Genomic DNA, 24,642 nt, shown 5'->3' with positions numbered 1-24,642 from the left:
ACGTTTACGAACAGAGAACCATGTTGTTCGGCTTCAAGGATATTATCCAGGTCTGGAATGTGCAGGTGAATGAGAATCCCGTCTCATGCAGTCTTGTGATCTTCAGCCGTTCCGTTACTGGACACTATGATTTCGGAGTTAACCGAAGGCGCGTGCGCAACTGGTTGTCCGAACTGCACAGGGCACTAGCCTAAGGAAAACTGTGATGAAAGTATTTTCCATAATATACATTATGCGAAAAATATATGATGGCATGCGCAGCGTTTATCTCGACATGAGAATGCCCCTCTTCGTTATGCTCCTCGTTCTGTGCAGCACGCAATTCCAAAGCACTTCTGCGCAAGACAGCCTTTCACTACCCGGAATCATAGGCAGCGATAATCGTGTTCCAATCGACAGCTCGGCTTGGCCCTGGACGTCCATAGGGCGTGTCAATCGAACCGTTGGCGGCTTTTGCACAGGTACCCTGGTAGCCCCGCGTCATGTGCTGACGGCCGCACATTGCATGTTCGATTCCAGGAACGGTCGTCCATTGGCACCGGAAGAGGTTCATTTCGTCGCCGGCTACAAGAGAGATAATTATGTCGCCCACTCCAAGGCAAATCGCATTCACCTTGCGGACGGTTTCCAGTATGGAAACTCGGACGGAGATACGCTTTCCAATGATTGGGCACTAATAGAGCTGCGAGAAGACATCCCGCTTCGCCCATTGTCTTTTCACGAATTCACGCGTGAAGGACAGAACCTTCGGCTGCCGGCAAATCCGTCCATTCTGAGAGCCGGATACAGTCAGGACCGAGCCCATCTCCTCGCCGCTCATAGTGGATGTTCCGTTGAAGGCACGGCCGAGAGTGGACGTATCCTCCTTCATAACTGCGACGCGACTCGCGGAGATTCCGGTTCTGCCCTTTTGTTGAAGTCGCAGGAGGGCGATTACAGGATCCTGGGTGTCAGCGTGGCGGTGCGCCAGTATGGAAACCAGAGTTATGGCGTTGCGGTCCCTTCCCTCAATTTCAGTGAAGAGTTGAGTGCCAGGGGGCTGTTGCCCTGAATGACCGCCATGACTGGAAGAAAGGTGTTCACGTGAACCGCAACTCACCCCCCTATTCGTGTCATAAGTCGAACATAGAGCGGCTTCTTCAAGTCATGGCAGAACTACGGAATCCCGATACTGGATGTCCCTGGGATCTGCAGCAGACATTCAAGACCATCGCCCCCTATACACTCGAAGAAACCTATGAGGTGATCGAGGCCATAGAAAACAACGATATGATCGCCCTGAAAGAGGAACTGGGCGATCTGCTGTTCCAGGTGGTGTTTCATGCGCGCATGGCCGAAGAAACCGATCACTTCACATTCGACGATGTTGCGAGAACGATTGCGGACAAGATGCTTGCGCGTCACCCCCATGTTTTCAGCCCAGAGGAAAACGGCATGGGCAATTCCCCTTCCTTGGATCAAAACTGGGAAGCGATGAAAGCTGCTGAACGACAGGAGAAGGGGCAACTGGAACTCTTCGATGATATTCCAAAGGCCTTACCGGCCCTTGTTCGTGCCCGGAAAGTGCAATCGCGCGCAGCTCGCACCGGTTTTGACTGGCCAGAACTTCAACCAGTTCTTGATAAGATAATAGAGGAATGTCATGAACTTAAGGATGAAATTTCTTGTGATTCCTCAAGAGAGCGTATCGAAGAAGAGGCAGGCGATTTGCTGTTTTCTGTCGTCAATCTGGCACGACATCTGAAAGTCGATCCGGAAAGCACGCTGAATCGAGCCACTGCGAAATTCCAGAAACGTTTTCTTGCAATGGCTGCTCTTCTGGAATCACAAGGCGTCGATCTTTGGGAGACCCCCCTCGGTACCATGGAAGCGGCCTGGCAAAACATAAAGAAACAGTCCTGAAGTCACCCTCGACAAGCTCGAGCACATCCAAATCATCTGTATGGATAGCGAAGAATGTATCAAAGACATAACGCCCGGAATCTCGTTGCCTTCATTACTGGCGCCACAGCCGGCTTTGGAGAGGCAATTGCACGCCGCTTGGTGGCTGAAGGCGCCAAAGTCGTCATCACGGGACGCCGGCAGGAGCGCCTCGATTCCCTGAAGGAGGAGCTTGGTGACCAGGCCTGCGCCCTGCCCCTCGATGTTCGCGATGAAGCCTCGGTGCAGGCTGCCGTTACAGCCCTGCCCCAGGAATTCTTCCGCATCAATCTGCTGGTCAACAATGCCGGCCTTGCACAGGGCGGAGAATCTGCCCAGGACGCAGAGTTGAAGAACTGGCAGACAATGGTGGAAACAAACGTTACAGGCTTGTTGCAGATCACACACGCCTTGCTGCCCGGAATGACCGAACGCAACGAAGGACATATCATAAACATCGGCTCCGTTGCAGGGAATTACCCAGCCCCTCGAGGAAATGTCTATGCTGCAACCAAGGCCTTTGCCAATCATTTCTCGCTGACTTTGCGCGCGGATCTTGGGGGAACGGACCTGAGGGTTACCTCCATCGAACCCGGCATGGCCGAGACAGAATTCTCGAAAGTCCGCTTCAAGGGCGATGAAGATAAGGCTCGAGCCACATACGAAGGTTTGAAGGTGCTCAGTGCGGAAGACATCGCCGAAGCCGTCTTCTGGTCCGCAACCCTGCCGCCGCACATGAACATCAACCGTATAGAAGTCATGCCCACGGCACAGTCGTTCAATAACTTTGCCCTCTATCCATCCAGCCAATAACACTGGATGCACAGTATCTATCCGGAAGAAAGCAGACTGTCTTTCAGACTGTTCCAGCTTGATTGATCCGAAGCCAGCAGAAGTGGGCCCGGGTCGGTTTCGCCGATATCATAGGCCTTTCCAGTCGGCAGGTGCCGGGCATGCCCGCCCAGTTCTTGGTAGACTAGGACGCCAGGCGCATGATCCCAAGGCTTTGTTCTGGTGAAAAGGGAAAAACTGCTATTGCCCTTCGCCAGCCTGATATACTCATGGCCAGCACACCGCAGGCTTTTCAGGGTTTTCAGTTTCGCGCGGTTTCTTTCAAAACGCCGGCGCAATTCCGCATTTCCATGGTGTCCGAAGTGCAGACTTCCAATCAAATTCTGGGGGTTTGAAACTGGCTTCAGGGCTGGGAGCTGCATCCCATTGATCCAGGCCCCCTTGCCAGCCTGTGCCTGCAGCAGGACATCCTGGACCGGTGCATAAATCCAAGAGGACTGCAAAGCTCCCTGATCGGCAAGCGCAACCATCACGGCAAAGCACTCATTGCCCCGGGCGAAGTTCGACGTGCCATCAACAGGGTCGATGATCCAGACAGGCTTCTGAGTAGACAGCTCGTCCAAACCCTCCGGTTTTCGCTCCGTTGCCTCTTCTCCGACCACGACCGAGCCTGGCAAGAGCGAGACCAGCCGATCGGAGAGGAAATCCTCCACTTCCTCATCGGCAATCGTCACCAGGTCGCCTTTCACCTTTTCACGAATATCCTCCTCCCGAAGCTTGCGAAACCTGGGCAGGATCAACTCTGCAGCCGCCTGCCGCACGAGTGTCGTTACCTTGTCTGGATCGGAAAGAGACATAAGAACCGTTTTCGTGTGAGCTGTCCAAAAGAAACAGAGCCGCAGGATAACTCCTGCGGCTCTGCATAACCAACGGGTGCTGTGAGAAAAGGCTTAGAAGCCCATGCCCATGTCACCCATGCCGCCCATTCCGGGAGCACCGCCGGCAGCGGCACCGCCGCTGTTATCCTTGGATTCCGGCTTCTCGGCAATCATGGCTTCGGTTGTGACCATCAGGCCAGCGATGGAAGCTGCATCCTGCAGGGCCGTGCGCACGACCTTGGTCGGGTCGATGATGCCGGCCTTCACCAGGTCGGTGTATTCACCCTTGTAGGCATCGAAACCGTAGTTCTGATCCTTGCTTTCAAGAAGCTTCCCGGCGACCACGGCGCCATCAACGCCGGCGTTCTCGGCAATCTGACGAACCGGACCCTGCAGGGCCTTGCGGACGATGTCCACGCCGACCTTCTGGTCATCGTTGGCCACCTTGACCTTGTCGAGGGCCTTTGTGGAGTGAAGAAGCGCGACACCGCCACCCGGGACAATGCCTTCTTCGACGGCTGCGCGCGTGGCGTGCAGGGCGTCGTCGACGCGATCCTTCTTCTCCTTCACCTCGGTTTCCGTAGCACCGCCGACGCGGATCACGGCAACGCCTCCGGCCAGCTTCGCCAGGCGTTCCTGCAGCTTTTCACGGTCGTAGTCCGAAGATGTTTCCTCGATCTGCGCCTTGATCTGATTGACGCGGGCTTCGATCTGCTTCTTCTTGCCGACACCATCGACGATGGTGGTTTCGTCCTTGGTGATGGACACGCGCTTGGCGCTGCCCAGCATGTCCAGGTTCACGTTCTCGAGCTTGATGCCCACATCCTCGGAGACAACCTGTCCGTCGGTCAGGACGGCGATGTCTTCGAGCATGGCCTTGCGACGATCGCCAAAGCCCGGTGCCTTGACGGCCGCGACCTTTAGGCCGCCGCGCAGCTTGTTGACCACCAGAGTGGCCAGGGCTTCGCCCTCGACGTCCTCGGCAATGATCAGCAGCGGTCGGCTGGACTGAACCACCGATTCGAGGATCGGAAGCATGGCCTGCAAGTTGGAGAGCTTCTTCTCCAGAATGAGAATGTAGGGGTTCTCCAGCTCGCAGAACATCTTCTCGGAGTTGGTGACGAAATAGGGCGAGAGATAGCCGCGATCAAACTGCATGCCCTCGACGACCTCGAGCTCGGTCTCGAGCGACTTGGCTTCCTCGACCGTGATGACGCCTTCGTTGCCAACCTTCTGCATGGCCTCGGCGATCATGTCGCCGATTTCCTTGTCGCCGTTAGCCGATATGGTGCCAACCTGGGCAATCTCGCTGGAGGCGGAAATCTTGTTGGACTGCTTGCGCAGGCTTTCGACAACGGCCTTCACGGCCTCGTCAATGCCACGCTTCAGGTCCATTGGATTCATGCCCGCGGCCACGGCCTTGGAACCTTCACGCAGGATCGATTGCGCCAGGACTGTCGCTGTCGTGGTACCGTCACCGGCCGTGTCGTTGGTCTTGCTGGCGACCTCACGGACCAGCTGGGCGCCCATGTTCTCGAACTTGTCGGAAAGTTCGATTTCCTTGGCCACGGAAACACCGTCCTTGGTGCTGCGCGGTGAGCCGAAGGACTTGTCGAGGACCACATTACGGCCCTTCGGGCCAAGGGTCACCTTGACCGCATCGGCCAGGGTATCAACGCCGCGCATCATGCGCTGACGTGCATCACCGCCGAATTTCAGATCTTTGGCTGCCATTCTCGGTTTCTCCTTGAGACTTGTTGGTACTGATTATCTGTGTTGGATGCGATTCTTCGGGTGGGCGGTCAGCTCATGACGCCCATGATGTCGTTTTCCCGCATGATCAGCACATCCTTGCCGTCAACCTTGACTTCCGTACCGGACCATTTGCCATAGAGCACGGTATCGCCTTCCTTGACATCAAGCGGGACAGCCTTGCCGTCATCGCCACGGGCACCAGGCCCGACCGCGACTACCTTGCCCTGCATCGGCTTTTCCTTCGCCGTATCGGGAATAATGATCCCGCCTACGGTTTTCTCTTCCTGGTCTAGCGGCTCGACGACGACGCGGTCATGCAGCGGCCGAAATTTCATCTGCTTTTCTCCTCGTTAAGGATTTGTGGTGACGACGGTTACCTAATGAATGAAAGCTTTAAGCACTCATCCGCATAGAGTGCTAACAAATCCGGCATACTATTCAGACCCAAGGGTGAGTCAACCGTCACAGAAGACTTTAGAAACCCCTTGTGTCAGGCCCTGTAGGCCTTCAGGCGAGCAGCGTTTGCCGGATCAAGTGACACGCGGATATGTGCTTTGCTTTCGTCATCATGACGGGACACGACCCTCCCATGCTCATAGCACCAAGCCAAGGTCGCACCGTCCTTCAGATCTATTGCGAGAGATAAGAGCTCATCCTGCTCACGCAACCTTTGTTCTATAATTTCCTGAAGAAAATCTGTGCCCTCCCCCGTCACGGCCGAGACCATGACTTGGCCAGGCCCACGATCGGCCAGGGCTTGCCAGCTTTCGCGTTGCTCCTGGTCCAACAGGTCGATCTTGTTGAAAACCTCGATCAGGGGCTTGGCGTCTGGGGCATCCTCTCCAGTAACCCCCAGGTCGTGCAGCACCTGAAGGACACTCTGCTTATGTAATTCCGTTTCAGGGTGGGAGACATCACGCACATGCAGAATGACATCAGCAGCCACCACTTCTTCCAGCGTGGCCCGGAATGCCGCGACAAGATCGGTCGGCAAGTCGGTTATGAAGCCAACCGTATCCGACAGTATGGCCTCCAGCCCGGATGGCAGTTGTATTCCACGCATGGTGGGGTCAAGCGTGGCGAACAACTGATCTTCCGCTTTGACTTCAGCCGAGGCCAATCGATTGAAAAGCGTCGATTTCCCGGCATTTGTATAGCCGACAAGCGCAATCACCGGATAGGGAACGCGCTGACGTGCAGAACGGTGCAGCGATCGCGTACGGCGCACCTGCTGGAGCGCTTTCTTCAAGCGAACGATTTGCTCATCCAGCATACGCCGATCGAGTTCGATCTGGCGCTCGCCAGGCCCGCCCATGAAACCGGCCCCACCCCTTTGCCGTTCCAGGTGTGTCCAGGATCGTACAAGGCGTGATCGCTGGTAATTGAGCGCCGCCAACTGTACTTGCAGTCGCCCTTCCTTCGTGCGGGCACGCGCTCCGAAGATTTCCAGGATCAGTCCGGTTCTATCGATGACCTTGCAATCCAGCTCGCGCTCCAGGTTGCGCTGCTGGACAGGGGTCAGAGATGAATCGACAACGACGACAACGGCGTGTGTTTCCTGCACTGTATCGCGCAGTCGTTCTATGACACCCATGCCCAGCAGCGTGGCTGGTCTGGGCTTGTCCAGACGAATCACTTCCGCGTGCGCCACCTGAAGGTTGATCGCGGCCGCCAGGCCCACTGCTTCCTCCAGGCGCGCATCTGCATGGCTCTGCGCCATGCCAGACTTCTTCTCGACAGGATGGACAACAAGGCAAGTTTCACCCTCAATCACCCTGTCTTTCGCGGGGCCGCTTTCCTCTTTACGTACCCTTTCTGTCAAACGCGTTCCTTGTCAGGCTTCCTCGCCGCTTTCCTCGGCTTCCTTTTCAGCTGGTTCAAACAGCTGTAGTGGGCCGCTCGGCATGATTGTTGAGATGGCATGCTTGTATACAAGCTGGGAATGCGCGTCGCGGCGCAACAACACACAGAAGTTATCAAACCAGGTAACGATCCCCTGCAGCTTCACGCCATTTACCAGGAAGACTGTGACCGGAATCTTGTTCTTTCGGATGCTGTTCAGGAAAACATCCTGCACATTCTGGGACTTCTCGCCGGCCATTGGTATTTCCCCCTTTCCTTAGGTCAATTGATTTTCTTTCACGGGGTTTGCTGCTTATATCTGTCAGCGCTGTCAACGCATCGTTTACCAGATAATGGTCATTCGCGATATGGCAGAAACACCTCCGGAAATCGCCGCGTAAGTCCCTAGATAGGGATTTATTCCAGCAGCGCCAATAGACAGCGGTAATCAGAAACATGAAAGTGGGGTTCAGCCTGAGGGAATTCTCCCTCGGCCGGAGGCTCCGGGCGCAGGAGAATCCCCATGCAGCCTGCATTCCCGGCGCAAAGCAGATCCACATCGGTGTCCCCGATGAACCAGACATCCCTTCCCGGAGAGATTCCGGAGCCTTCCAGCGCCATCTGGACGGGATCGATGGCCGGCTTGTCCCTTTCCGCGTCCGTTGCCCCAATGACCTTCGAGAAAAAGGGGGACCAGCCGAGGTGCTCGACTTCACGACGCAGCAAGGGGCCTGATTTGTTGCTGACAATACCCAGGTAAAGTGCGCGCCCGTGAAGATCTGCCAACAGATCTGTTGCACCTTCTATCGCTGTCAGCTGCTCCAGGTGCTGCGCCTTGAAGGCATCATAGAAGACATCCAGCGCTTCATCGGAATGCGCGCCAAAAAGACCTGGAAATGCCTCACGTGCAGAGACACGCACGTTCTGTCGCACTTCCTCCAATGACCATGGCGGCAGACCAAAGTTTTCAAAGGTCACATGCAGTGCAGCGTGAATGGTCGGCCACGTATCGACAAGCGTATTGTCCCAATCAAAGAGCAACGCCCGTGGTAGGTTCTGATCTCCAGCCATGCCTCAGGCACTGGTGATGTGATTCAGATAGGCTTCGCGGAGATTCAAGGTCACGGAACCGGGCTTGCCGTTTGCGACAGAGCGTTCATCTATCCGCGTGATGGGTGTTATGTGATTCGTGCTGGACGTCAAGAAGGCTTCGCGTGCTTCATAGGCCTCTTCAAGCGTGAATGGACGCTCTTCGAACTTCACCCCTGTTTCCCCTGCCACATCAAGAACCCCTAACCGGGTAATGCCGTTGAGGATGTCATGATTGGCCTTGCGCGTAACGAGGACACCGTCTTTGGTCACGATCCAGGCATTGGTGGAAGAGCCTTCCGTTACCGTTCCATCTTCCTCCACCATCCAGGCCTCGAACGCCCCTTCTTCAACGGCAGCCTGCTTCGCCATGCAATTCGGAAGCAGGGAAATCGACTTGATATCGCGGCGGCGCCAGCGGATATCCGGCACGCTCTTGACCGACACGCCTTCCTCGAGAACCTTGGCGCCTTGAGGCTTCGTCTGCTTGGCGGTCACGACGAGCGCAGGTTTCACGTTTTTCGGGTACTTGTGATCCCTGGGAGCTACCCCTCGTGTGACCTGCATGTAAACGAAACCATTGGTCAGGCGGTTGCGCTCGATGACCTTTGCACAAACGAGCTGGAGTGCACGGCGGCTCATGGGCATGGGAATGTCCAGCTCCGAGAGCGAATACTCCAGACGGTCCAGATGGCGCTCCTCATCGACCAGTTTTCCGGATAAGACGGGCACCACTTCGTAAACGCCGTCGGCAAACTGATAGCCACGATCTTCGATATGCACGAAGGCATCGTTGTGTGGCACGTACTGACCGTTGACATAGGCTGTGCGAGGCATGGCTTTTCTATCCCAGATACAACTTCTGTGGTTCCCCGGAGGGCTCAGAAGAATTCGAGCTTCACGGAGAAGAGACGTTCAACCTTCTTCACGGCGGCCGGCTTGGCAAAGAGCACGACGAGGTCGCCTGCTTTTATGACCGTCTTGCCCCGCGGAATGATGACTTCTTTATTGCGTAAGATGGCACCAATCACAACACCATCCGGAAGCGGCGCATCGCGCAAAGCTTGATTTGTCAGCGCCGAGGTCTCCAGAACCTCGGCTTCCAGAACTTCACCGACACCGTCGGAAAGCGAATAGGCCGAGCGAATCCGGCCCCGGCGAACATGCTGAAGAATCGTGGACACCGTGATGGCACGCGGACTGACAATGGTGTCGATACCAAGACCGCTGACCAACTGGTTATAAGAGCTGGAATTGATCAGCGTTATGGCCCGGTGGCAGCCCTGTTTCTTGGCCAGAAGTGAGGCCAGAATATTGACCTCGTCCTCGTTCGAAACGGCAATCACGGTTTCCGCTGTGCTGATATTGCTTTCGTTCAGTATGTCCAGCTCCACGGCATCGCCGTGGATGACGACAGAACGGGAGAGGCTTTGCGCAACGCGTTCTGCCCTGCCCTTGTCGATTTCAATCAGCTTCAACTGTACCTGACGGTGCTTGTCCTCAACACGCTGAGCCAGGTTCAGGCCGATATTGCCGCCACCGATCAGGACGACACGCCGCGCTTCCTTTTCTTCATATCCAAAACTCATCATTGCCCGGTCGAGATGGTCATTATGGCAGACGAAGTAGACATCGTCGCCGGGCTGAAGCTGATCGTCGCCTCCCGCCACAATCACGCTGCCATTGCGATGAATCGCCAGAATCAGAATATGCAGTTCCGGGAAGAGTTCGGTCAGCTGGCGCAACGGCGTATTGATGATCGGCGTTTCATCGCGCACATGGACACCAATCAGACTGATTTTGTCCTTCAGCATGGAAAGTGCGTCGAAGGCGCCGGGAACTCTCAAACGCCGCTCAATGGCCTTGGCCACCTCAAGCTCCGGCGAAATGATGACATCGATTGGCAGATTGTCCGTCGAAAACAGGTCCGACCAGACAGGGTTCAGGTAGCTCTGGTGCCTGATGCGGGCAATCTTCGTCGGAATCTCGAACAGGGAATGGCCGATCTGGCAGGCCACCATGTTCACTTCATCGGCATAAGTGACGGCCACGATCATGTCGGCATCCCGCGCCCCAGCCTTCTCGAGGACATCGGGATGCGACGCGAAGCCAACCACCCCACTCACATCAAGAAGATCACTGATCTTCTGAATCAGCTGCGGAGACTGGTCGATTATCGTCACATCCGCATTCTCGCTTGCCAAATAGCGCGCGATATTGAAACCAACCTGGCCGGCGCCACAGACAATCACTTTCATGGGCGAACCCCTTCATTATGCCGGTTCAAGTCGCTAGCGCTCGGGATTGATGCCCAGAAGCCGAAGCTTGCGATGCAGTGCCGAGCGTTCCATCCCGACGAAGGATGCAGTGCGCGAGATGTTGCCGCTAAACCGATTGATTTGCGCTTCCAGGTACTGTTTTTCAAATTTCTCACGCGCCTGACGCAAAGGCAGCGCGAGAATATCGCTGTTGCTCGCACCGGACAACACGGCAGAGGATTTTGAGGTGATTTCAGATGGCAGCATGTCGGCTGCAATTGGCTCCGATGCACTGCCGGGCGCCATGATCAGCAACCAGTCTATCATGTTTCGCAACTGCCTGACATTTCCCGGCCAATCATAGGTCTGAAGCATGGCCATGGCATCTTCACTGATTTCTCGTACGGGCAGTCCTGAATTGTCCGAGGTCCGCGACATGAAGTAGCTGCTTAGATGCGGTATGTCCTCCCTGCGCTCGCGAAGTGAAGGGACCTTCAGCGGCACCACGTTCAATCGATAATAAAGATCTTCGCGAAAGCGACCTTCCCCGATCAATTCCGAGAGATCACGATTGGTCGAGGCAATCACACGCACGTCCACCTCTACCCGGCGGCTGCCACCGACTCTTTCAAAGGTCTGCTCCTGAAGGACGCGAACGATCTTGCCCTGGGTTTCGAGAGGCATATCGGCAACCTCGTCAAGAAACAGGGTTCCGCCATGTGCGCGTTCAAACGTACCAACCTTGTTGGCACTGCCTTCCCCTATACTCTCGCCTTCCTGACCGAAAAGCTCGCTTTCCATTCGGTCCGGATGCATGGTCGCGCAATTCAGCACAATGAATGGCCCATTGGCACGGCGTGAATTGGCATGAAGCTGGCGGGCCACGACTTCCTTTCCTGTTCCGGCAGCACCTGTAACCAGGACTCGGCTTCCGGTGGGAGCGACCTTCTGAACGGACTGGCGTAGCTGGTTGATCGCCGAGCTCTTGCCGATCAATTCCGTTTCCGGCACCCCGCGCAGACGCAATTCCTCATTTTCACGCCGCAAGCGTGAAGCCTCTATTGCGCGCTCCACAATGAGTAGCAGGCGATCGGCCTTGAAGGGCTTTTCGATGAAGTCGTAGGCACCGATCTTGATGGCCTTGACAGCCGTCTCGATCGTGCCGTGGCCACTGATCATGACGACTGGAACACCGCTGTGCTCTCGTTCGATCGCCTCCAGCAATTCCAAGCCATCCATGCGAGAGTTCTGCAGCCAGATATCAAGGATAACAAGATGTGGGCGGCGTGTGCGGAGCGACTCCAGTGCCGCGTCACTCTCTGCCACGCTGCGGGTCTCATAGCCCTCGTCCTGCAGGACGCCTTCGATCAGAAGGCGAATGTCAGCTTCATCATCGACGATCAGAATATCGTGAGCCATGTCACATCCTTGCCAAGTTATCCGATGACGGATCAGTCGAGTGGAGCGCCTGGCCCCGTCCTTGCTCTGGTTTCGGGAGTTGCAGCCTGATCAGGGCACCTCCCCCCTCACGGTCGCTCAGGGCGATATCTCCCCCGTGATCCTCCAAGATCTTCTTCACGATTGCCAAACCAAGCCCCGTGCCACCATCACGCGTGGTGACATAAGGCTCGGTCAGTCGTTCTCGCTGGCTTGCCGGCAGACCGCGCCCATTGTCGGCAATCGTTATCACCCAGTGCTCGTTCTCACCACCAAGTGTGATCTCTATGCGCCCAGGTTCAATATCCTCTCGGCCATCCTCCCGATTCTGCTGCTGTCGTTCGACAATGGATTCGGAAGCGTTCTTGATCAGGTTGGTCAGGACCTGGCGCACCTGTGCTGGATCAACCTGACAGCCGGCCGGTTCCTGGGGAAGTTCTGTTGCAATCTCGATTTCGCTGCCGGATGCCTTGTAGAGATTGATTGCCTCCTGAATCAGCTGCCGCAGATCATGTTCGGCCATGGCCGGTGTTGGCATCCTGGCGAAGGAAGAAAACTCATCCACCATGTGTCCGATATCACCGACCTGACGCACAATGGTCTCGATGCAGGCGTTGAAGGTCTCGGGATCCTGATCGATCTGCTTCAGGTATTTGCGCTTGAGGCGTTCTGCAGACAGCTGGATCGGTGTCAACGGGTTCTTGATTTCATGCGCAATTCGGCGCGCCACATCGGCCCAGGCCGCCTTTCGTTGAGCCGACAGCAACTCAGAGATGTCATCGAACGTCACCACATAACCGATGATATTTTCGTCATCCTGTTCGGCCGCGATGCGGACAAGAAAGGTCCGGCTGTAGCCATCCCGACGCGTCAGGGTTACCTGCCGTTCATGCACCTTGCCAGGACGCCGGCTGGCAAGGTCGATCAGGAAACGGACATCCCGGGACAGATTGCTCAGGCGGCGGCCATGCAGTTGAGTTTCACTAAGCGACAACAGCTCGCAGGCTGAACGGTTGGCCACGGTTACGCGGTGATGCCGGTCCAAGCCGATCACACCCGCCGACACACCGGACAGGACCGTCTCAATGAAGCGCCGACGCGCCTCGATCTGCCAGTTTGCCTTGAGGAGCTCTTCCTGCTGGTGCTGGAGCTCAGATGCCATGCGATTGAAGGCCATGGCCAGTGAGCCAACCTCATCATCGGGATCGAAACGGTCCACGCGTGCACTCAGGTCACCGGCGCCCACCTTGTCCGCCGCCAAGATCAAATGTCCGATTGGCTTGCTCAAGCGATCGGCAAAAGCCAGTCCCACCCAGGCCGCAGCCAAGAGCAGCAGGATGGCGACGATAAAGAAGATCAGCGCGAAGGTCACAAGAAGGCCTGCACGCTCGCCTTCCAGCTGTTCGTAGAGCTGAACGGCTGTGGAAGTCTTCTCCAGGTGCGCAAGAACCTCAGGGTCTATCAGCCGTCCGATCAAGAGGTAGGTGTCAACATAGATGTCCAGCTTGATGAGCGCGCGGACACGATTGTCATTCTCATCGGTCAGGATGACGGCACGGGCTTCGCTTGCTCTCTGGAATGCCGATTCAGGAACGTCGGGTTTGACCTGGAACAGGGATCCCACCCCGACCTGGGCCATGATCCGGCCCGAGGGCTGGAAGACGGTTGCCTCTGTCAGCGAGCGTACAGCCGCCTGGTTGGCCACGAACTGGGCAAACTGATTTGGGTCCATGGACAGCATGCGCCCCGATCGGTTCAGATCGCTCGCCATGGCCTGAACATCAGACATGATGTTCCGCTTGTGCTCTTCTTCATAGGCTTGGGCAACCTGCAGGGATTCCCGGATTGCTGTGCTGACACGATCACTGAACCAGGACTGCAAGCCAAACTCGAAAAGCAGGACGGCAAAGATCACAATGATCATGCTGGGCAGGACGGCAACCAGGGCAAAAAGGCCCACCAGTCGCGAATGCAGCCGCGCACCTGCAACCGCACGCCTGCGCTGGACCCAAAGCTGGACCAGGCGGCGTATGATCAGAACTCCCAGAAAAACCAGGAAAACAAGGTCGAGGACAAGCAGGAGCAGGATGCTGCGCGGATCCCCTGCCCCGGGCAACCGCCCGGTCATCGCAGCAAAGGTCGCGATGCCGCTCAGCACGGCCGCGACCAGCAGGATTATCGATAGCTTGCGCTCCAGGCCATGACGACGTGCCCAGGCCCTGAAGCCCTGATACAGGCGGGCCGGAAGCTTGCGCTTTTCCTCAGGCAGGGAATCGGATTCGTCCATACAGCATCCTTAAGCCATATAAGCGGATGCCTTCAAGCAATTGTTGCAGTGAAGCAACAGTCTATTTCGCCCCCTTGACGATCTCGATCTCGAGATCGCTGATCTTCTTGCGCAGTGTATTCCGGTTCAGTCCTAGAACCTTTGCCGCCTTGATCTGATTGCCGCGCGTTGCGTCCAGTGTCAGTTCTATCAAAGGCCTTTCGATCTCACGCAGTACACGATCATAAAGACCCGAAGCCGGCAACTCCTCGGCATGGGCATCGAAATAGTCCCGTAGCACCTGTTCAACGACACCACCGAGTGATTTGGATGTCGCAGGCTGTGTATTTTCGGACACGGCCAATTCACTGAGTTCGTCGCGTACGATCTCGGCGGTTATCACATCCTGGCTATAAAGTGCCATCAGTCGGCTGACGAAATTCTCAAGCTCCCGCACATTGCCCGGCCACTTGTGGGACTTGAGAAGCTCCATGCCCTCCGCCTCGATCGCCTTGGCGGCCAGGCCCTGTCTTTCCGCTTCCTGCATGAAGTGATGGACAAGTTCGGGAATATCCTCCCTGCGTTCACGAAGCGGCGGCAGGCGTATGGGAACAACATTCAAACGATAGAACAGGTCATCCCGAAACAGGCCGCCTCGAACCATCTGCCGTAAATCGCGGTGGGTCGCTGCAATGATTCGTACATTGGCACGAATGGCGGTGCGCCCGCCCACTGTCGTGTACTCACCCTCCTGCAGGACTCGCAACAAGCGGGTCTGTGCCTCAAGGGGCATGTCCCCGATCTCGTCCAGGAACAACGTGCCCCCCGAAGCCTGCTCGAAACGGCCGGCAGAGCGCGTGGTTGCTCCGGTGAAGGCGCCCTTCTCGTGGCCGAAAAGCTCACTTTCAATCAGCTCCCTGGGTATTGCAGCCATATTGACCGGCACAAAAGACGCATGACTGCGCTTTCCATAGTCATGCAAGGCGCGCGCAACCAATTCCTTGCCGGTCCCGGATTCGCCATAGATCATCGCGGTCAGGTCCGTGCTCATCAGACGGGCGACAACGCGATAGACTTCCTGCATGGCTGGAGAACGGCCGATAAGCGGCAAGTCTTCCTCGGCCTGGCCACTCTCTTCTGACAGTGCAGATGCCGCTCGTGGTTCTGTCAGTGCGCGATCGACAACCTGTATCAGTTCTCGCAGATCAAACGGTTTCGGAAGATATTCGAAAGCCCCTCTTTCAGTGGCCTTGACTGCAGTCAGCAGGGTTTTCTGCGCACTCATAACCAGAATGCGCAGGTCAGGCCTGAGTTTCTTGATCCTGGGAATAAGATCCAGGCCATTTTCATCCGGCATGATAACATCGGTAATGACCAGATCGCCCTCGCCCGCCTGGACCCACTGCCACAGGGATGCGGCCGTACCGGTTGTGCGGACCTCATAGCCTTCCCGGCCCAGTGCCTGTGTAATGACTGTCCTGATGGCACGATCATCGTCCGCGACCAGCACCGTTGCCTTGGTCATGAGGCGGGCTCCTGTGCATCGGCCATGGGCAGCATCATGCGAAACAAGGTTCGCCTCTGTTCGCTATCGACTTCGATCATGCCGCCGTGGTCATCAACAATCTTTGCCACCAAGGCCAAACCCAATCCCTTGCCGCCTGGCTTGCTGGTCACAAATGGGTCGAACAGGCTTGATTTCATATCTTCGGATATTCCTGGACCATTGTCCTGCACCCCTACCATCAAGGGCAGGTCCACGCGTGCCTCGCCACCGGGAAGTGCCAATCTGACGCCCTGTTGATAACCTGTGCGCAACTGTATTTCAGGCGCCGCAGGATCTGCAGCTTCGGCGGCATTTTTGACCAGGTTCAGAAGGGCCTGGATAAGCAGGTCCCTGTTCCCGAGAACCGGAGGGAGCGACGGATCGTACCTTTCGACAAAACGAACCTGATGCGCAAATCCGTTTTCGGCCAGGCGTCGGACGTGCCCCAGCACTTCATGAATGTTCACGGGCTTGCGCTCGATCGGTTTCTGGCTGGAGAACATCTCCATACGATCCACGAGGCCAACAATCCGATCCGATTCCTCGCAGATGAGACGTGTCAACTCCCGGTCTTCTTCTGCAACCGAAGTCTCCAGTAACTGTGCCGCACCTCGGATACCGGACAGAGGATTCTTTACTTCATGCGCCAACATGGCGGCCATGGCGGTCACGGATCGCGCTGCATTGCGGTGAACCTGCTGATCCTCCATGCGACGGGCCATGGACCTTACCGACAGGCAGACCGCAATTGCACCCGGCTTTTCGGGGATAGGGGATAGTTCCGCCGCAACCAGGTGCGAGCCGATCCGTGGCGATTCCAGTGTTATATCGGTTTCGGAAACGGAATAGCCTCGATTACGAACCTGCTCGGCCAGACTGAGCAAGGGGCTATCCGAGGGCAGAACCGAGGTGATCGGCTGGCCCGTCAGAACTGCGGCCGAGGTGGCCAGCAATTGTTCAGCAGCCAGGTTCAGTGAAGCCACGCGATTATCTGGCTCCAGGACGAGAACCGGAAGCGCGAGCGCACTGAGAACGGCCGAGGAATCCAATTTCCCGGTATCGGGGCTGATCTGAACCTTCGTGCTTTCAGTCATCAAGCCGCAATCGCTTCCATATTGTCCGCAAAGAGCTGGTGGATCTCTGTATGGACCTGGGAAGGGTCTGATATCTTGTTGATCCGCTCGCGGCAGCTGTTGGCGCCGCGCAGGCCATGAAGGGACCATGCGATATGCTTGCGTGCAATGCGCACACCCTGCTTCTGGCCGTAGTGGGACAGAAGGGCATCGTAGTGCGTCATAAGGGAGTCCCGTCTCATGCCAAGATCGGGTTCATTTCCATAGCTTCCTGTCCGCAGGTAGTCCTGGATCTGGCTGATGAGCCAGGGGCGGCCGCAGGTGGCGCGGCCAACCATGACTCCCTGTGCCCCGGATTTGTCCATGGCAACGCGCGCGTCCTCAGGACTGGCGATGTCCCCGTTCACGATCACCGGCAGCCGAGTGGCGCGCACCACCTCTCTTACGGCCTGCCAGTCTGCTTCGCCGTTATAGAGCTGGCAGCGTGTCCGTCCATGAACTGTTATCAACTTGATGCCACAGGATTCGGCGATGCGCGCCAGGTTTGGTGCATTGCGATTATCGTCATCCCAGCCCAGCCGCATCTTGAGGGTCACCGGCACATTCACGGCTTCCACAACAGCTGACAGTATGTCCCCCGCCAGCTTCTCATCGCGCATCAGCGCCGAGCCCGCCAGCTTGTTCACCACTTTCTTGACAGGACATCCGAAGTTGATGTCGACCAGGGCAGCGCCCCGATCCTGGTTCAGGCGCGCTGCCTCTGCCATTGTCGACGGGTCGCATCCGGCCAGCTGAACCGCCATCGGGCTTTCCTCGTCGCACCCCGTGGCCATCTTCATTGACTGACGGGTCTGGCGGATCATGGCCTCGCTGGCGATCATTTCCGAGAAAACCAGGCCACAGCCCCACTGACGAACCAGTTGTCTGAAAGGCTGGTCGGATATTCCAGACATGGGCGCCAGAAAAACCGGGTCCTGAATAGTGATCTTGTCTATGGAAATGCTCATTGGATAGGCAATCTTGTCCTGTGCCTAAATTCTGTGCGAATTGATAGGCATTCAATCGGGTCCTGTACAGATGATTCTGAGTTCCAGGAACTCAGACCAGCAGCACTCCCGTCACAAACTTCACCCCTGGATAAGCCAAGCTCAACAGAAGGTACCCCAACAGGACCCAACGGCCGGCGCGGCGCCCTCGGAGACCAGCATACCATTGCAGGTAAATCACGATTGCGATCAAGGCGAATGCTGCGAGCGAGAAAAGCGTCTTGTGATTCGAGTCCAGCAGGTAGCCCCCATGAATGTATTGCAAGGCCATGCCGCTGAGTATGCTAAGGCCCAGCACCACTTCGCCAACTACAAGAAGGCGCCGTTCAAGCCACTCGGCTTCAGCCAGGGCTGGAAGCCGACCAGATAGTGTCCCGGCCTGCTTCTTCTTCAACCCGCGTTCCTGCAGGAAAACCGCCAAAGCGGAAACAGCCGCCAGAGTAGCAAAGGCATAAGCTCCCAATGCGCCAATGATATGAACCAGTAACCAACTTTCCAGATTTGCCGAATAGGCAGAAGCAGTGCTGACCTGGTCGATCAAGAGTGCGAGCAGGGCAAGGCCCAACAGATAAGGCAGTAGCAGAACCGCCAGTTGTTCCGCTTCCCTCCGACAGATGCAGAGCAATAGGTATACGAGAAGACTCGACGCAACCGAAACCCAAAGAGTAAAAGAAAAGCCGCTATCCCAGCCATCCGATACGCGAAGGATCAGATAGCACGTTACCGCGCTGAAGGCGGCGAGCAACAAGACGAGGAACAGCAGGGAGTTCTCCTGCTGCCCCCTGCGCCACGATAGTAATGTGACTGGCAGCAGTGAGAGGACTGCAACAGAAGAGATCAATGACAGATTCGACATGATTGCCATTCATACATCATTCAGAGGCCAGAGCGACAGCCCGCGATCGAATTGGGTCATCGAAAGTGGCTAAGTCTGAAATGCCCAAGATCGCCGTTCTTGTCGTCGCCGCTGGACGCGGAGAAAGGCTGTCCCAGGAAAGACCGAAACAGTACCTGCCGCTCGGTGACGCCTTGGTCCTGACACATACACTGCGTTGCTTTACTGAACACCCTGGAACCGCGCAAATCCAGGTCGTCATTAATCCAGACCATCAGGACCTTTATGAAAAGGCCAGCCAGGGCTTATCACTGCGCCCCGCCATAGCGGGCGGGAGAACGCGTCAGGATTCGGTTCGAGCCGGACTTGAGGCCTTGCGTGATCTTGAACCCGACATCGTGCTCATTCACGATGCAGCACGTCCTTTCGTATCAGGGTCTCTGATCGAACGCGTCTTGAGCGGCCTGGACCACCACGCAGGCTGTATTCCTGTTGTGCCGGTCGCGGACACCCTGAAGCGGCGCAGTTCGACGAACGAGTTGTCATCGGGACCGGAGCGAACAGAACTTGTTGCCGCCCAGACACCGCAGGGCTTCCAGTATGCGGAGATTGTTGCTGCGCACAGCACGTGTGACTCAAGCAACCTGACAGACGATGCTGCCGTTGCAGATGCAGCCGGACTGAAAGTGACTTCAGTCCGGGGAGATCCGGACAACTTCAAGATCACCCTTCCTGATGACCTGCAACGAGCGGAAAAGATGGCCAAGTCAGGCAGCGAGACACGAACCGGATTTGGATTCGATGTTCATCGCTTTGGTCCAGGTACGGCTGTGGTTCTTTGCGGCTGCAGCATTCCGCACGATTCCGGGCTAGTTGGACATTCCGATGCGGATGTTGCCCTTCATGCCGTAACAGATGCTATTTTCGGTGCCCTGGGTGACGGTGATATCGGAAGCCACTTCCCACCCGATGATCCACGCTGGCGCTCTGCAGACTCCGCGCTGTTTCTTCAGGAGGCCGACCAACACCTAAAGCAACGCAAGGGACGCTTGATTAACCTGGACCTGACACTCATCTGTGAAACACCCAAAATCGGCCCTCACAGAGACAGAATGCGTGCCAATCTCTCCCGTCTGCTCAACATATCCGAATCACGTATTGGCGTGAAAGCAACGACAACCGAGAAGCTCGGCTTCACGGGGCGCAAGGAGGGAATTGCCGCTCAAGCAATCGTAACCCTCGAACTTCCAGCTTTGGCATGAAAGACGTGACTCCTTTGAACAACCAGTTGCGCCATCGCACGGCCCACTGCCTGGCTCTCTGGTTTGGAGCGGGACTGCTGCGCCCGGCTCCAGGGACCTGGGGGGCGCTTGCCGCCCTTCCCCCCGCAGCCCTACTGGCTTGGTTTCTGGGCTGGCCGGGGCTGCTCGTGGGCACCCTGCTTCTTACCGTACTGGGGTTCTGGGCTTCGGGACTCTATATTCGGGACACGGGACGTCACGATCCCAAGGAAGTGGTCATAGACGAGGTGGCCGGCCAGTGGCTGGCTCTGATACCGGTTGCCACCTACTGGGAACTATATCCAGCGGCGTTTCTGTTCTTCCGCTTTTTCGACATCGCCAAGCCATGGCCGGCCAGTTGGGCGGATCGAGACCTTCCTGGAAGTCTTGGTGTCATGACAGACGACCTCTTTGCGGGTGGATACAGCTTTATTGCCTGCCTACTTCTAATGCTGGCAATTGGATGATACCCCATGTTCGACAATGACCTTCTGACGGCAGCCGCAAAGCTATTGGATGACTGCCGAACTCAGGGAATTCGCATCACGACAGCCGAATCTTGTACAGGCGGACTGTTGGGGGGTCTCTTGACGGAAGCTTCCGGGTCATCCGATGTCGTCGACTGTGGCTTGATTGTCTATTCCAACGCCGCAAAGGAACGTTTGTTGGGCGTGCCCCCGGAGGTAATCGAGAGTTTCGGAGCCGTCAGTTACGAAACCGCCGTCGCAATGGCAGAAGGAGCCTTGGACAAAAGCCCCAATGCACAGCGGGCCATATCGATTACGGGAATCGCTGGACCTGGAGGCGGTAGCACTGAAAAGCCGGTGGGCTTGGTTCACTTCGCTCTGGCGGGAAGCCAGCTGCAGACATGGGCGATGCATCAGGTGTTTCCGGGGAACCGTCATGCCGTCCGACATGCGAGCCTGAGGCATGCACTGTCACTGCTTCAGGAATCGATCGCTCAGGCATGAAGGGATATCACGAGCTTTACAGGGTCACACTGGCGGACACGCTGCTATTTCTGATCGCTGTCCTGGCAAGCGTCCGATTTGTCCTGCCCTGGTTGTTGCAGACTTTTTCTCAAGGTTTCAGAGCCCTTCCGGAATCGACGGGATCACAACTTCAATTGGTGCTGGTTGGCTTCCTGTTGCAGTCCCTGATCATCCTGCTGATCCTGTTCCTGGTCATTATCCTTCGCCGCGGGCTGTCCCTGAAAGCCCTTGGTTTTGTTCCCAGCGATCAGAGTTGGATTCTCCGTGGCGTTTTGCTGGCCATCGCAGCGATTCCAGCTGTTGCGGTCGTGAACATCATTGTCAGCAGCTTCAAGGGCGCACCTCTGGATAATCCGCAAATGGACCTTCTCAACCCAGGTCAGTTGAGTGTAGGCTCGATTCTGCTGACCCTGGTCGCTGCCGGACTGGTCGCGCCCATCGTCGAAGAGGTCGTCTTTCGAGGGTTCTTCTATGGCTGGCTGAGAACACGCTATGGGCAATGGGTTTCGATGGCTGTCAGCGCAGGCCTCTTCTCCATGCTGCACGGAATAGCCATTCTGATCCCTGCCCTCTTCGTGGTCGGCCTCATGTTGGCCTGGATCTACGAGAAGAGTGGTTCCCTATGGCCTGCCGTTGTCATGCACAGTGCATTCAATTGCATCATGTTGGGACTGCTGTACTCGGCCTTGTTCAGCGGTGCTGCCTAGATAGGCCTATCAGCCGTAAAGTTCTTTCGCCCGTCCCTCGAATGCGGCGACCATCCTGCGGACGGCCTCGTTGAACAGCGGCTGCATGACCCGCTGGAGCAGGCGAGAACGAAATTCGAAGTCCACATAGAAATCGATCAGGCAACCCTCTTCATCGGGAATAAACTTCCAGTGATTGTTCAGGTACTTGAAGGGGCCTTCCACATAACTGACATCGATCGTCAGGTTTTCTGCATCTTCTTCGTGCAGTTCCACGCGGCTGGTAAAACGTTCGCGCAGCATTTTGAAACCAATCACCAGATCGGCATAGATGACGTTGCCTTCCTGCGACTTGACCCGTGAAGCCAGGCACCAAGGCAAAAATTCCGGATAGCTTTTTACATCCGCCACCAGATCAAACAGCTGACGCGGCGTGTAAGGCACTTTCCTTTTTTCCGCATGAACGGGCATGAAGGCGCAATCCGGGTCAATCAGGGTTCAGGGAACAGCTCGGAAATACAGGGATCGGGGCCAAGCCCAGCATTACCGGGCATACTGCATCGGGGGCTTCGACTCCGGGCTAGGCAGAAAGCGCAAGACGTTCCTCTCGTGCTTTCCGCAAACGCTGGAAATCTTCATCGGCATGATAGGAACTGCGTGTCAGAGGCGACGCCGAAACCAACAGGAAACCCTTGTTGTAGGCACGACGTTCGTACTCGGCGAATTCATCAGGCGTAACAAAGCGATCAATCGGATGATGCTTTGCCGTCGGTTGCAGGTACTGACCAATGGTCAGGAAGTCCACCTCTGCTGAGCGCAGATCATCCATGACCTGAAGAACTTCATCGCGCCCCTCACCCAAACCGACCATGATGCCGGACTTGGTAAACATCGAAGGGTCAATCTGTTTTACCTTGTCCAGCAGGCGGATGGAATGGAAGTAGCGCGCACCTGGCCGGACTTCCGTATAGAGCCGCGGGACCGTTTCCAAGTTGTGGTTGAAAACGTCAGGCTTGGCCGCAACGACAACTTCCAGGGCATCGTCCTTGCGACGGAAATCAGGAGTCAGAATCTCGATTGTCGTGCCTGGAGAAGCCTCACGAATGGCCTGAATGGTGTCTGCGAAATGCTGGGCACCACCATCCTCCAGATCGTCCCTGTCCACGGATGTGATCACGACATGCTCGAGACCCAGCTTCTTCACGGCCGCTGCAACATTGAAGGGTTCAAGCGGATTCAGATTGTCGGGTCGGCCGGTCGCGATGTTGCAGAAACTGCAGGCACGCGTACAGATTTCGCCCATGATCATCATGGTGGCATGTTTCTTTGCCCAGCATTCCCCGATGTTCGGGCAGGCCGCTTCTTCACAGACGGTGGTCAGCTTGTGTTCACGGACGATCTGACGCGTTTCGTTGTATGCCTTGGAGGTTGGCGCTTTGACGCGCAGCCATTCAGGCTTGCGTCTTTGCACCGGATTATCCGGCTTATGCGCCTTCTCGGGGTGACGTTCGCGGGATTTGGTTTCCAATTCAGACATGGCTCTAGAAGTGGATGGCTTGACCGTAAGCGTCAAGCACACTCTCGTGCATCATTTCGGAAAGCGTTGGATGCGGGAAAATGCTGTGCATCAGTTCCTGCTCCGTCGTTTCCAGGTTCATGGCAACTACGTATCCCTGGATCAGTTCTGTAACTTCGGCCCCCACCATGTGAGCACCCAGCAACTGACCCGTCTTCGCATCGAAGACGGTTTTCACCATACCCTCTGTTTCGCCGAGGGCAATGGCCTTGCCGTTGCCGATAAAAGGAAAATGGCCAATCTTGGTCTCGTGCCCGGCCTCCTTGGCTTGTTCCTCGGTCAAGCCGACACTGGCGATTTGCGGCTGGCAATAGGTGCAGCCGGGAATGAGGTTCTTGTCCATGGGGTGTGGATTGTTACCCGCGATCTTCTCGACACAGATGACGCCTTCATGGCTGGCCTTGTGTGCCAACATTGGAGGCCCTGCCACATCACCTATGGCATAGACACCCGGCTCGTCGGTGGCCCCATAGCCATCCGTCTTGATCAATCCGCGATCCGTCTTGACCTTGGTGTTGTCGAGACCGAGGTTCTCGATATTGCCCTGAACACCGGCAGCAGAGATCACGCGGTCCACCTTGATCTTCTGAGACTTGCCCTTTTCGTCCTCGACGGTACAGGTCACATCGTTCTTGCCTTTGTCCGCTTTCGTCACCTTCGCACTGGTCAGGAACTTGATGCCTTGCTTCTCAAGCTGCTTGCGCGCGAAGGCGGATATCTCCTTATCCTCCACCGGAAGGATTTCGGGCAGCACCTCGACCACGGTTACCTCTGCGCCCATGGTGCGATAGAAGCTGGCAAACTCAATGCCGATCGCGCCGGAGCCGACGACAAGAAGGGATTTCGGCATGGTCTCGGGAACCATGGCTTCGAAATAGGTCCAGATCAGCTTCTTATCAGGTTCAATACCGGGAAGAACTCTGGGACGCGCGCCGGTTGCCAGGAGGATGTGCTTGGCCTGATAGTCCCCTACCTTCTTGCCGTCCTTGCTGACATCGATCTTGCCATTCCCGGCCAGCTGACCTTCACCGTCTATGACGGTAACCTTGTTCTTATTGAGCAGATGCCCGACGCCGCTGTTGAGCTGCTTGGAAACATCGCGAGAGCGTTTGACGACTTTTGCAAGATCAAACCCAACCTTGTCAGCCGACAGCCCGAAATCTCCGGCATGGTTCATGTGCCCATAGAGTTCCGAGGTTCGTAGAAGCGCTTTGGTGGGAATGCAGCCCCAATTCAGGCAGATGCCACCCAAGTGTTCACGCTCTACCACGGCCGCCTTCATGCCAAGCTGGGCAGCGCGAATAGCAGCAACATATCCACCCGGCCCACTGCCTATGACGATCAGGTCGTATGAATTCTCCGCCACGGCTT

Annotated in this window: 25 protein-coding genes; 8 read left to right on the top strand and 17 right to left on the bottom strand. The window is 56.4% G+C overall.

From position 1 onward, the window contains the following. Positions 1 to 20: 20 nt before the first annotated feature. The 4 genes from G502_RS22860 to G502_RS0102145 are packed head-to-tail and all read left to right on the top strand — an operon-like array spanning position 21 to position 2,733. The gene (locus tag G502_RS22860; protein ID WP_022727017.1) at positions 21 to 194 is read left to right on the top strand and encodes a DUF1499 domain-containing protein; all 174 of its coding nucleotides are present in this window, start codon (positions 21 to 23) and stop codon (positions 192 to 194) included. 11 nt (positions 195 to 205) lie between these two features. Continuing rightward, positions 206 to 1,051: a trypsin-like serine peptidase gene (locus G502_RS18240; RefSeq protein WP_022727016.1), complete on the top strand. Its 846-nt coding sequence runs from the start codon at positions 206 to 208 to the stop codon at positions 1,049 to 1,051. Positions 1,052 to 1,083: 32 nt separating this feature from the next. Continuing rightward, a complete protein-coding gene (mazG, locus tag G502_RS0102150) occupies positions 1,084 to 1,902 on the top strand; it encodes a nucleoside triphosphate pyrophosphohydrolase (RefSeq protein WP_022727015.1) in 819 nt (272 codons plus the stop codon). Between the two features lie 54 nt (positions 1,903 to 1,956). After that, positions 1,957 to 2,733, top strand: a complete 777-nt coding sequence (locus tag G502_RS0102145; protein ID WP_022727014.1) for an SDR family NAD(P)-dependent oxidoreductase — start codon at positions 1,957 to 1,959, stop codon at positions 2,731 to 2,733. A 17-nt stretch (positions 2,734 to 2,750) separates the two neighbouring features. Here the strand turns inward: G502_RS0102145 and G502_RS0102140 are convergent, their stop codons facing one another. The 14 genes from G502_RS0102140 to ccsA form a co-directional block, all read right to left on the bottom strand. After that, positions 2,751 to 3,569, bottom strand: a complete 819-nt coding sequence (locus G502_RS0102140; protein WP_022727013.1) for an inositol monophosphatase family protein — start codon at positions 3,567 to 3,569, stop codon at positions 2,751 to 2,753. Between the two features lie 93 nt (positions 3,570 to 3,662). Further along, a complete protein-coding gene (gene groL, locus G502_RS0102135) occupies positions 3,663 to 5,324 on the bottom strand; it encodes a chaperonin GroEL (protein WP_022727012.1) in 1,662 nt (553 codons plus the stop codon). A 68-nt stretch (positions 5,325 to 5,392) separates the two neighbouring features. Continuing rightward, entirely contained in the window at positions 5,393 to 5,680 is a 288-nt protein-coding gene (gene groES, locus G502_RS0102130; RefSeq protein WP_022727011.1) for a co-chaperone GroES, read from the bottom strand. A gap of 155 nt (positions 5,681 to 5,835) precedes the next feature. Continuing rightward, a complete protein-coding gene (gene hflX, locus G502_RS0102125) occupies positions 5,836 to 7,065 on the bottom strand; it encodes a GTPase HflX (protein ID WP_081649681.1) in 1,230 nt (409 codons plus the stop codon). Between the two features lie 114 nt (positions 7,066 to 7,179). Beyond that, a complete protein-coding gene (gene hfq, locus G502_RS0102120) occupies positions 7,180 to 7,446 on the bottom strand; it encodes an RNA chaperone Hfq (RefSeq protein WP_022727009.1) in 267 nt (88 codons plus the stop codon). 158 nt (positions 7,447 to 7,604) lie between these two features. Next, positions 7,605 to 8,258: an HAD family hydrolase gene (locus tag G502_RS0102115; RefSeq protein ID WP_022727008.1), complete on the bottom strand. Its 654-nt coding sequence runs from the start codon at positions 8,256 to 8,258 to the stop codon at positions 7,605 to 7,607. A 3-nt stretch (positions 8,259 to 8,261) separates the two neighbouring features. Next, a complete protein-coding gene (locus tag G502_RS0102110) occupies positions 8,262 to 9,113 on the bottom strand; it encodes a D-amino-acid transaminase (protein WP_022727007.1) in 852 nt (283 codons plus the stop codon). A gap of 44 nt (positions 9,114 to 9,157) precedes the next feature. Next, on the bottom strand, positions 9,158 to 10,534 hold the full coding sequence (gene trkA / locus G502_RS0102105) for a Trk system potassium transporter TrkA (protein WP_022727006.1): 1,377 nt from the start codon (positions 10,532 to 10,534) through the stop codon (positions 9,158 to 9,160). A 33-nt stretch (positions 10,535 to 10,567) separates the two neighbouring features. Continuing rightward, complete coding sequence (ntrX, locus tag G502_RS0102100) at positions 10,568 to 11,953, bottom strand: nitrogen assimilation response regulator NtrX (RefSeq protein ID WP_022727005.1); 1,386 nt, start codon at positions 11,951 to 11,953, stop codon at positions 10,568 to 10,570. 1 nt (position 11,954) lies between these two features. Continuing rightward, the gene (locus tag G502_RS18235; RefSeq protein WP_022727004.1) at positions 11,955 to 14,258 is read right to left on the bottom strand and encodes a sensor histidine kinase NtrY-like; all 2,304 of its coding nucleotides are present in this window, start codon (positions 14,256 to 14,258) and stop codon (positions 11,955 to 11,957) included. Positions 14,259 to 14,319: 61 nt separating this feature from the next. Further along, positions 14,320 to 15,762 (bottom strand): nitrogen regulation protein NR(I), encoded by a 1,443-nt coding sequence (gene ntrC, locus G502_RS0102090; RefSeq protein WP_022727003.1) that lies wholly within the window; start codon positions 15,760 to 15,762, stop codon positions 14,320 to 14,322. Further along, positions 15,759 to 16,877, bottom strand: a complete 1,119-nt coding sequence (locus G502_RS0102085) for a two-component system sensor histidine kinase NtrB (protein ID WP_022727002.1) — start codon at positions 16,875 to 16,877, stop codon at positions 15,759 to 15,761. Before G502_RS0102085 ends, ntrC begins: the two co-directional genes overlap by 4 nt. Then, positions 16,877 to 17,863, bottom strand: a complete 987-nt coding sequence (dusB, locus tag G502_RS0102080; protein WP_022727001.1) for a tRNA dihydrouridine synthase DusB — start codon at positions 17,861 to 17,863, stop codon at positions 16,877 to 16,879. Before dusB ends, G502_RS0102085 begins: the two co-directional genes overlap by 1 nt. A gap of 91 nt (positions 17,864 to 17,954) precedes the next feature. Then, positions 17,955 to 18,758, bottom strand: a complete 804-nt coding sequence (ccsA, locus tag G502_RS0102075) for a cytochrome c biogenesis protein CcsA (protein WP_026988965.1) — start codon at positions 18,756 to 18,758, stop codon at positions 17,955 to 17,957. A gap of 80 nt (positions 18,759 to 18,838) precedes the next feature. Here ccsA and G502_RS0102070 point away from each other — a divergent pair, with 80 nt between their 5' ends. From G502_RS0102070 to G502_RS0102055, 4 genes are read left to right on the top strand one after another with little or no spacing between them, the layout of a single operon-like run. Beyond that, positions 18,839 to 19,999 (top strand): bifunctional 2-C-methyl-D-erythritol 4-phosphate cytidylyltransferase/2-C-methyl-D-erythritol 2,4-cyclodiphosphate synthase, encoded by a 1,161-nt coding sequence (locus tag G502_RS0102070; RefSeq protein ID WP_022726999.1) that lies wholly within the window; start codon positions 18,839 to 18,841, stop codon positions 19,997 to 19,999. A 5-nt stretch (positions 20,000 to 20,004) separates the two neighbouring features. Further along, entirely contained in the window at positions 20,005 to 20,484 is a 480-nt protein-coding gene (locus G502_RS0102065; RefSeq protein ID WP_245560696.1) for a phosphatidylglycerophosphatase A family protein, read from the top strand. A gap of 6 nt (positions 20,485 to 20,490) precedes the next feature. Next, a complete protein-coding gene (locus G502_RS0102060; protein WP_022726997.1) occupies positions 20,491 to 20,988 on the top strand; it encodes a CinA family protein in 498 nt (165 codons plus the stop codon). Continuing rightward, the gene (locus G502_RS0102055) at positions 20,985 to 21,716 is read left to right on the top strand and encodes a CPBP family intramembrane glutamic endopeptidase (protein ID WP_022726996.1); all 732 of its coding nucleotides are present in this window, start codon (positions 20,985 to 20,987) and stop codon (positions 21,714 to 21,716) included. Before G502_RS0102060 ends, G502_RS0102055 begins: the two co-directional genes overlap by 4 nt. A gap of 9 nt (positions 21,717 to 21,725) precedes the next feature. Here G502_RS0102055 and G502_RS0102050 read toward each other — a convergent pair whose 3' ends face one another. From G502_RS0102050 to lpdA, 3 genes are all read right to left on the bottom strand, one after another. After that, positions 21,726 to 22,166, bottom strand: coding sequence for a type II toxin-antitoxin system RatA family toxin (locus G502_RS0102050; protein WP_022726995.1), 441 nt, complete (start codon positions 22,164 to 22,166; stop codon positions 21,726 to 21,728). A 109-nt stretch (positions 22,167 to 22,275) separates the two neighbouring features. Beyond that, entirely contained in the window at positions 22,276 to 23,232 is a 957-nt protein-coding gene (gene lipA, locus G502_RS0102045) for a lipoyl synthase (RefSeq protein ID WP_022726994.1), read from the bottom strand. A gap of 4 nt (positions 23,233 to 23,236) precedes the next feature. Next, on the bottom strand, positions 23,237 to 24,637 hold the full coding sequence (gene lpdA, locus G502_RS0102040; protein ID WP_022726993.1) for a dihydrolipoyl dehydrogenase: 1,401 nt from the start codon (positions 24,635 to 24,637) through the stop codon (positions 23,237 to 23,239). Positions 24,638 to 24,642: the final 5 nt, after the last annotated feature.

This window comes from Fodinicurvata sediminis DSM 21159 (assembly GCF_000420625.1).
GTDB classification, from domain to species: Bacteria; Pseudomonadota; Alphaproteobacteria; order Kiloniellales; family DSM-21159; genus Fodinicurvata; species Fodinicurvata sediminis.
The sequence above is the reverse complement of the archived record's forward strand: the minus strand, read 5'-3'. Positions and strand labels throughout refer to the sequence as shown.